Consider the following 6893-nt stretch of genomic DNA (forward strand, 5'->3'; position numbering starts at 1 on the left):
CGGCGGCGAAATAAAACCCGAGCCCGAATCAAATGGATGTTCACAACCGACAAAGCTCGCGCCAAACTCGGCCGCGCCTATCCAGCCACCCCCAAAGAGTCAAAATCACTGTGATAGACCACTAGCGCGTAACCGGTCTGAATGTCGGCGCCGTCTTCGACCGTTCCGACATCACGTATGAACACGGTCTGCGTTCCGTGCGAGCGGATCGGAATGTTACTCAGGCCCTTGAAGTCTCCGACAACAGAGTTAAGTGGCACCATCGGCATGAGATCGCCGATGCGGACATTCCCAGATGGACTGATTGTGTTGCCGGCAGCCAATGCCTGCACCACCTCGTCCGGCGACATGTTGTAGGACCGCAGCTTGTCGGGATCCAAATGAACCAGGATGGTCCGTTGGCTCGACCCGAACGGCGGCGGTGCCGACACGCCTGGCAAGGTCGCGAACAATGGGCGCACCTTGAAGAGCGCCGCATCCTGTAATTCGGCGACGGTTTTCGTCTTGCTAGTGAAGACGAGATCGCCGACCGGAACGCTACCACTGTCGAACCGCATCACAAATGGCGGCACCGTCCCCGCAGGCATGAACGCGCGAGCGCGGTCGACGTAAGCGACCGTCTCCGCCGTGGCCTGCGCCATATCGGTGCCGGGATGGAATTGAAGCTTGATTAGCCCTACGCCCTGGATCGATTTGCTTTCGACATGTTCGATCCCCGTAATGTAGAGGAAGTGGTACTCATAATAGTTGACGATGAATCCTTCCATCTGGGCCGGGTCCATGCCGCCGTACGGTTGGGCCACGTAAAGAACGGGCACCCCGAGATCCGGGAAGATGTCGCGAGGCATGCGATCGAGCGCCAGAAAGCCCACCCATGCGACGGCTACGACCATCGCCAGAAGCGAGATCGGCCGTCGTAGTGCGAACGACACCAGGTTCATTGTGCCGCCTCGGCCCGCTTGACATCGCCTGTGCGGTCGGGCGCACCTCGACGGTGCCAACGAAAACCAGCCGTACGCTTCGGAGAAAAAAGGCACATAGCTCCGCCCAAGTTCTCAGCCCCGACGTCCAGCCATGACATCGAGCGAATGAGCAGAACTTGGACGGCGGGCCGTCTTGGGATGCCGGGGGTCTGCGGACCCGACGTCGATGAAGTAATTCAGCGAACGCGGTCGAAGAAGGGCGGAGGGCTCGTGCGCACCGATTCGTGATCCTCCGCGAGATCACGCTCTGCAAAAACAGCAGCAAACACGTGGGTCCATCTTCAATGAGCCGCGACATGTGCCGTTTCGAGTTTGGAACGGCGCCCAATCAATCGTTATCAGCATGTAGAGCATAACAGAGCCGCCAAGAATTGATTCCGCTCGCAGAGCTGTGAGATCTCCGCCTATCTCGACATCCTGCGCTCGCGCGCCCGGGTGCAGCCATGTTGGCTTATCCATTTGCTCCCAATATCAACGGCCACCCTCCGAGCACGATAACCGCGATAGCTGCAAAGGTTTCGAGACCCACGGCGAGGCGGTTGCGGATCCTCTCAGTGCGCAGGATGAGCGGCAGAAGCCATGTCCGGGCCAGCACCGCCGTCAACGGGAAGAGCGCGACCGTAAAGACCATACCGGCCGCGAAGAGAGCCGAGAGGAGCACGCCCCACTGAGCCGCCCCATGAGCGACGGCGTAGGTCATGATGAACGTAGTGAGGGGACAAGGAATAAGGCCGGTTGCAAACGCAAGCAGCGGTGCCGAGCGGCCATGACGATGAGGGTGAGGACGAAACGCTCGCCACAAGAGCCAGAGTCCGATCAACACGATCAGGATTTGGCTGGCCTGCTCCAGCGCTGGCGCACGACCGGCGCCGCCGATGGTGTGCCTGAGCACGGCATAGCCGGACAGCACCAAGACGACGGCCGAGCCAACATGGGTGAGGATCAGCAGCAGGCTTGAGCCGAGGGCACCTCGCCAGCGGCCATCTGCCGCATAATAGGAGGCGAGCACCGATTTGCCGTGGCCCGGCAGCAGGGCGTGCAACATGCCGAAGGCGAACGCAGCCGCGGCCAGCGACGGCAGCGCACTGGCTCCGCTGGCCTGCAGCGCATTCAGCGCCTGCGCTGCGTTCGTATAGAGCGCACGCTGCGCCTCGAAGATTGAATCGAACCCCGCGATCAACAGACCAATCCGCTTCGAATTACTCAGGCATCGTTGGGCCAGCGCCGGTGATGCTCATCGATGACGAACACATGAGCATGGCGTTTCATGTGCGCCCCCTGCAAATGGGGGTCGTCGGGCGCGAGACCGGGATGATCGTGCTCGACCACTTCCGGGTCGTCGGCCGGCCACAGCATCCGCGCTACGACCACGCCGGCGAGCGTGATCGCCGCGAGCACAAGGGCCGTGATGGACAGGCCAGCCGAATTCCCGAGCCAGCCGGCCATGGGATAGGTCAGCAGCCAGCAGGCATGGGAGAGCGCAAACTGCGCCGCGAACACTGCAGGACGGTCGGAAGGCTGTGCCGAGCGTCTCAACAAGCGTCCGGTCGGGGTCTGAACCGCGCTGTAGCCAATTCCCATCAATGTCCATGCCACCAGCAGGACCGGCCAGATCTGATCGTACCCGGTACGGAGAACAGCCATCAGCCCCAGCAACAGAACCGTCAGCAGAGCGGCGGCGGAAAGCATCACCGCGCGATCCGGCAACCGGTCGAGCACCCTCGGCAGCAACAGCGCCGCCAGCATCGAGCCGCCGCCAAAACAGGCGAGCGCGATGGCGACATCGTTGTCGGGCCGCCCCAGAACCGCGCGGACCAGCACCACGGTATTGACGATGACCATGGCGCCCGCCGCGGCAACCGACAGGTTCAGTGCAAGCAGCCCGCGCAGGCGCGGCGTCGCCAAGTAGATGCGGACGCCTTTCGTGGTCTTTTCGTAGAACGACTGGCCCGCTTCAGCCTTGGCCGCTGTCGAAGGCAGTCGCACGGACACCACCAACAGCGCGGAACACAGGAAGCCGATCACCGTGCCGGCAAACAGATTGTTGAACGAGATCACCGTCAGCAGCGCCGCCGCCAGCGTCGGGCTGAGCAGATTTTCGAGATCATAGGCCAGGCGCGAAAGGGACAGGGCGCGCGTGTAGTCGCGTTCCTCCGGCAGTACGTCCGGAATGGTCGCCTGGAACGTCGGGGTGAAGGCCGCGGATGCGGACTGCAGCAGGAAGACTAGGACATAGACCTGCCAGACCTCGGTGACGAACGGCAGCGCGACCGCGACCGAAGCCCGCAACAGGTCCATGGCGACCAAGAACGGCCGGCGAGGCACATAGCCGGCGAGGCTTCCCGCGAACGGCGCGATCCCGACATAGGCGATCATCTTGATCGCAAGCGCGGTCCCCAGCACCGCGCCCGCCTTGTCGCCGGCAATCTTGAACGCCAACAAGCCGAGTGCGACCGTCATCAGGCCGGTGCCGATCAGGGCGATGACCTGCGCGGCGAACAGATGGCGGTAGGTGCGGTTGGCGAGGACGAACAGCATGGCGGGCTATTCCGCTGCCCGTCTCGGCACGAAATGCTGTTCTGTCTCCGGTTGCGAGCGCCGCGGCGCGAAATAGGCATACAGCGCGGGCAGCACGAGCAGGGTCAGCAGCGTCGCCGTGAGCAGCCCCCCGATCACGACCGTGGCGAGCGGCCGCTGCACCTCCGCGCCGGTGCCGGTCGCCAGCGCCATCGGCACGAAGCCAAGCGACGCAACGAGGGCGGTCATGATGACCGGTCGGAAGCGGGTCAATGCGCCTTCCTGTATCGCGGTCCGCGTATCCACTCCCTCGCCGATCAGCTTGCGGATCTGGCTCAGCATCACAAGCCCGTTCAAGACGGCAACGCCGGACAGCGCAATGAAACCGACAGCGGCCGAGATCGAGAATGGCATGCCGCGGATCCACAGCGCGGCGATGCCGCCCGTCAAGGCCAGAGGCACGGCGCTGAACACCAGCAGGGCGTCGCGTGACGACCCGAGCGCACCAAGCAGCAGCAGGAAAATCATTGCAAAGCAGCCCGGCACGACAAACAAGAGGCGCTGGCGGGCAACCGAGAAATTCTCGAACTGACCGCCCCATGTCAGGTAGGTGCCCGGCGCGAGCCTCACCTGCTCGGCGACCTTGGCCTGCGCCTCGGCCACCAGCGAGCCGATATCCCGCCCTCGCACCTCGGCGGTTGCGACGACGCGCTGCTTGCCGTTTTCCCGGCTGATCTGGTTGGCGCCCTCGGTCAATTCGAATGTGGCGAGCGTTCGCAACGGAATGGAGGCCGCCGGCGCATTGGGATTGGCATGCGGCAGCGGCACCGGCAGGTTTTCCAGCGCGGAGACATCGGAGCGCAATGCATCGTTCAGGCGAACCACGATCTGGAAGCGGCGATCCCCCTCGAACACGAGGCCGGCGACCCGCCCACCAATGGCGGTTCCGATCAGATCCTGGACGGTGGCGAGGTTGAGTCCGCGCCGCGCGATCTCCGCCTTGTCGATCCTGATCTCCAGGAACGGCAGGCCGGTCGTCTCCTCGACCTTGACGTTTTGAGCGCCCTCGATGCGGCGCAGGACGTTGGCGATGCTCTCGGCCGTTCGCTGCATCTCGGCAAAATCGTCGCCAAAGACCTTGACGGCGAGGTCCTCGCGCACGCCGGCGATCAATTCGTTGAAACGCATCTCGATCGGCTGCGAGAACCCAAGCCTGTTGCCCGGCAATTTGCTCGCTTCGGCTTCGATCTCCTTGATGAGATCGTCCTTGGACATCGACGTATCAGGCCATTCACTCTGCGGCTTGACGATGATGTAGGTGTCGGAGGCGCTTGGCGGCATCGGGTCGGCGGCAAGGTCCGGCGTGCCGGTCCGTGAAAACACGAACGCGACTTGCGGGAACTTGCTGACCGACTGCTCGATCAGGAGCTGCATCGCCTGCGCCTGCGCCAGCGAGGTGCTGGGCACCCGCTTGACCTCCATCACGATGTTCTTTTCGTCCAGCGTCGGTGTGAACTCCTGCCCGAGCCGGGTGAACAGCGCGCCCGCCCCGAGGATCAGGAGCAACGCCAGTCCGATCACCGGCAGCGGGGCGCTGGCGGCACGGGAGAGCAGCGGCGCATAGACTGATTTCAGCGCGCGGATGATGGCATTCTCCTGCTCGCGCACGGGCTTTGCGATAGCGATCGCGATCGCCGCCGGGACGAACGTCAGCGACAGCACGAATGCAGCCACGAGCGCGATCATGACGGTGAGCGCCATCGGCTCAAACGTCTTGCCTTCGACGCCGGTGAAGGTGAGAAGCGGAACGTAGACCAGGATGATGATGAGCTGGCCATAGACCGTGGGCCGGATCATCTCGGTTGCGGACGCGGTGACCGTTTCGAGCCGCTCGGGCAGTGACAGGACGCGCCCAAGCTCGCGCTGCCGTTCCGCGAGATGACGCAGGCTGTTCTCCGCGATGATGACAGCGCCATCGACGATCAGGCCGAAATCGAGCGCACCGAGGCTCATCAGGTTGGCGCTGAGCCGTCCCTGCAGCATGCCGGTTGCGGTCAACAGCATCGTCAATGGAATCACGCAGGCCGTAATCAGTGCCGCGCGGAAATTGCCGAGCATCAGGAACAACACGGCGATGACAAGCAGCGCGCCTTCCGCCAGGTTGGTTGCGACGGTCGCGATCGTGGCGTCGACCAGTTGGGTTCGGTTGAGCACCGTTCGGGCATGGATGCCGGGAGGCAGCGTCCGGCTGATCTCCTTGATCTTGCGGTCAGCCGCGGCTGCGACCGTGCGGCTGTTGCCGCCAATCAGCATCAGCGCAGTGCCGAGCACCACCTCGCGGCCGTCGACGCTGGCGCTGCCGGTGCGCAGTTCTTTTCCGATTGCGACATCGGCGATATCGGAGACACGGACCGGCACGCCGCCCCGTGTCGTCACCACGATCCTGCCGATATCATCGAGATTTTCCACCCGCCCGCTGGCCCGGACCACGACGCCTTCGCCGTTCTGCTCGATGAAATTGGCGCCGCGGCTGATGTTGTTCGCCTCGATGGCGTCGATCACTTGGGTGAACGTTAGCCCATAGGCTACCAGCCGGACGGGATCGGGCTGCACCTGGAATTGTTTCACGAAACCGCCGATCGCATCCGCGCCAGCGACACCGGGAACGGTCCGCATCTGTGGGCGGATGATCCAATCTTGAACCGTGCGGAGATAGACCGTGCGCTGAAAATCGTCCGTCAGCCGCTCGCCTTCGGGCGTAAGATAGCTGCCGTCGCTCTGCCAGCCGGGCTTGCCGTCCTGCACCGGTGTGGTCGCGCCCGGCTTTTCATACTCCACCGCCCACCAATAGATCTCGCCGAGGCCGGTAGAGATCGGACCCATCCGGACGTCGACGCGGGGCGGAAGGTTGATCTTCGCCTCGTTGATGCGTTCGGCGACCTGCTGACGGGCGAAATAGATGTCGGTGCGGTCGGCGAACACAGCGGTGATCTGCGCGAAGCCGTTGCGTGAGAACGACCGGGTCGATTCCAGGCCGGGCGTCCCGGCAAGCGCGGTCTCCAGGGCCACCGTGACCTGTTTCTCGATCTCGACCGGAGTCAGGGCCGGCGCAACCGCATTGACCTGAACCTGGACGTTAGTGACGTCAGGGACGGCGTCGATCGGCAATTTGGTCAGCGACCAGAAGCCGGAAGCGGCAGCCGCCAGTGTGACCAGCACAACGAGCCAGCGCCGGCGAACGGAAAAATCGACGATCCAAGCGATCATCGCCTAGCATTACAGTTGTTTTTTTAGTGGGTTTCTGAATCCATGGGCAACCATGATTCGAAGATCGTGGACGCAGGCAGCGTCGATTGAGGAGACGCTTGCGTTGTGGGCGGCGTCGCTTCGGGA

4 protein-coding genes are annotated in these 6893 nt (G+C 63.4%); all 4 read right to left on the minus strand.

Annotated features, from left to right (window positions below):
- Window positions 1–77 precede the first annotated feature (77 nt).
- A complete protein-coding gene (locus tag ACZYOF_RS41175) occupies window positions 78–941 on the minus strand; it encodes an efflux RND transporter permease subunit (protein ID WP_463719326.1) in 864 nt (287 codons plus the stop codon).
- Between the two features lie 493 nt (window positions 942–1434).
- A complete protein-coding gene (locus ACZYOF_RS41180) occupies window positions 1435–2163 on the minus strand; it encodes a HoxN/HupN/NixA family nickel/cobalt transporter (protein WP_463719327.1) in 729 nt (242 codons plus the stop codon).
- A 23-nt stretch (window positions 2164–2186) separates the two neighbouring features.
- On the minus strand, window positions 2187–3521 hold the full coding sequence (locus tag ACZYOF_RS41185) for an MFS transporter (RefSeq protein WP_463719328.1): 1335 nt from the start codon (window positions 3519–3521) through the stop codon (window positions 2187–2189).
- A 6-nt stretch (window positions 3522–3527) separates the two neighbouring features.
- Window positions 3528–6767: an efflux RND transporter permease subunit gene (locus ACZYOF_RS41190; protein ID WP_463719329.1), complete on the minus strand. Its 3240-nt coding sequence runs from the start codon at window positions 6765–6767 to the stop codon at window positions 3528–3530.
- Between the last annotated feature and the right edge of the window lie 126 nt (window positions 6768–6893).

The organism is Bradyrhizobium sp. LeoA1Lang, from assembly GCF_055413685.1.

Bases quoted from the DNA above. Each gene is read 5' to 3' on its own strand.
- ACZYOF_RS41175 (WP_463719326.1), bottom strand. From the start codon at position 941: ATGAACCTGGTGTCGTTCGCACTACGACGGCCGATCTCGCTTCTGGCG.
- ACZYOF_RS41185 (WP_463719328.1), bottom strand. From the start codon at position 3,521: ATGCTGTTCGTCCTCGCCAACCGCACCTACCGCCATCTGTTCGCCGCG.
- ACZYOF_RS41190 (WP_463719329.1), bottom strand. From the start codon at position 6,767: ATGATCGCTTGGATCGTCGATTTTTCCGTTCGCCGGCGCTGGCTCGTT.